The organism is Dietzia sp. B44 (genome assembly GCF_014145245.1).
In the GTDB taxonomy this organism is placed as follows: Bacteria; Actinomycetota; Actinomycetes; order Mycobacteriales; family Mycobacteriaceae; genus Dietzia; species Dietzia natronolimnaea.
This window is the reverse complement of record NZ_JAALEF010000385.1, coordinates 1-1,909: the sequence shown is the minus strand read 5'-3', so window position 1 is coordinate 1,909 and position 1,909 is coordinate 1. Positions and strand designations below refer to the sequence as shown.

1 protein-coding gene is annotated in these 1,909 nt (G+C 70.6%); it reads right to left on the bottom strand.

What is annotated here, in order from left to right:
- Positions 1-71: 71 nt before the first annotated feature.
- The gene (gene gdhA, locus G6017_RS12495) at positions 72-1,418 is read right to left on the bottom strand and encodes an NADP-specific glutamate dehydrogenase (RefSeq protein ID WP_179523534.1); all 1,347 of its coding nucleotides are present in this window, start codon (positions 1,416-1,418) and stop codon (positions 72-74) included.
- Positions 1,419-1,909 lie beyond the last annotated feature (491 nt).

Sequence of the window (1,909 nt, the reverse complement as noted above, 5' to 3'; positions counted from 1 at the left end):
CGTTCCGCACACCCGCCTCTCGGGCGATGCGTGCGGAACGCTCTTCCCGACTGGGGAACGGACGACCTGAGCTAGATGACGCCCTGCGCGAGCATCGCGTCCGCGACGCGGCGGAAGCCGGCGATGTTGGCCCCGGCCGCCAGGTCGCCGGGCATCCCGTACTCCTCGGCGGTCGCGGCCGTGGTGGCATAGATGTTGGTCATGATGCGGTCGAGCTCGGAGTCGACGCGCTCGAAGTCCCACTGCAGCCGACCGGCGTTCTGGCGCATCTCCAACCCGCTGGTGGCCACACCGCCCGCGTTCGCGGCCTTGGCGGGTCCGAACAGGATGCCCTTCTCGCGGATCACCTCGACGGCCTCCTCGGTGCACGGCATGTTGGCCCCCTCAGCCACCAGGCGGCACCCGTTGCCCGCCAGGGTCCGCGCGGCGTCGCCGTCGAGCTCGTTCTGCGTCGCGCAGGGCAGTGCGATGTCGCACTTCACCTCCCACACCGAACGCCCCTCGACGAACTCGCAGTCACCCCGCTCCTCGGCGTAGACCGAGAGCCGCTCGCGTCGGACGTCCTTGACGTCGGCGAGCAGGTCCAGGTCGAGGCCCCTCTCGTCGACCACGTACCCGGAGCTGTCGGAGCAGGCCACGACGGTGGCTCCGAGTTGCGTGGCTTTCCTGGCCGCGTAGAGGGCCACGTTCCCGGACCCGGAGACGACAACGCGGGAGCCGTCGAGGCTGAAGTCGGTCTCGCGGAGCATCTCGCGGACGTAGTAGACGAGCCCGTAGCCCGTGGCCTCGGTCCTCGCCCAGGACCCGCCGTAGCCGATCCCCTTGCCGGTGATCACCCCCGCCTCGTTCCGGCCCGTGATCTTCCGATACTGGCCGTACAGGTAGCCGATCTCGCGGCCGCCCACGCCGATGTCCCCGGCGGGCACGTCCAGGTCCGCCCCGATGTGATGGGCGAGTTCGGCCATGAACGACTGGCAGAAGCGCATCACCTCGCCGTCGGTCCTACCGTGGGGGTCGAAGTCGGAGCCGCCCTTGCCACCTCCCAGCCCCAGGCCCGTGAGCGCGTTCTTGAAGACCTGCTCGAAGCCGAGGAACTTGAGGGTGTCCTCGTCGACGGACCGGTGGAACCGCAGACCACCCTTGTACGGACCCAGGTCGGAGCTGAACTGGACCCGGAAGCCGCGCTGGACCTGGATCACTCCCGAGTCGTCGACCCACGGCACGCGGAAGGACACCACTCGTTCGGGTTCGACGATCCGCTTGAGGATCCCGCCCTCGACGTACTCGGGATGCTGCGCGACCACGGGGGCGAGCGACTCGAGCACCTCGTGCACGGCCTGCCGGAAGAGCTTCTGCCCGGGGTTGCGGGCCACCACGGACTCGAGCGCATCGTGCAGTGCGGCGTCGGCGTCGGACATGGGACCTCCGGTCAGGGGCTGCGGTCTGGGGGCGATATGAGGGCTGCGGCGTGAGGGCTGGGGACTACGTGTACGCGGACCACCCGCCTCGGGCGACACCTCGGACCGAGGTTCCGCAGGCCGGTGTCACGGCCGGAACCGCGTCGCCGCCGTGCCGCAGCCTAGCGTCTGTCCGCTTCCACCACCGATCCAGGCCGCGCCCGGACCCGCGGCGGACCACCCCGGGCGAAATTCCCCGCGGACGTGGATCCGGCCATACGATCTACGGTCACGGACCCGGCCGGTTCCCTTCCCGTCCCGATAGGAACAGTGACCCCATGCGCCACCTCCCCCGCCGCCGCACCTGGAGTATCGGCGCCCTCGTCGCCGTGGTCGTGGTCGCGGCTCCGATCGCCGTCCAGGCCCAGCCACGCGACGGCGCCCCGGCGGTGGACGACTCCCGCGCGACGCCCGCGATCGTGCACGAGTCCCTCGAGGACGCGCTCGCGGAG

What these genes read in the sequence shown, in the direction of transcription:
- gdhA (WP_179523534.1), bottom strand. Translation starts at nt 1,418, where the DNA reads ATGTCCGACGCCGACGCCGCACTGCACGATGCGCTCGAGTCCGTGGTG.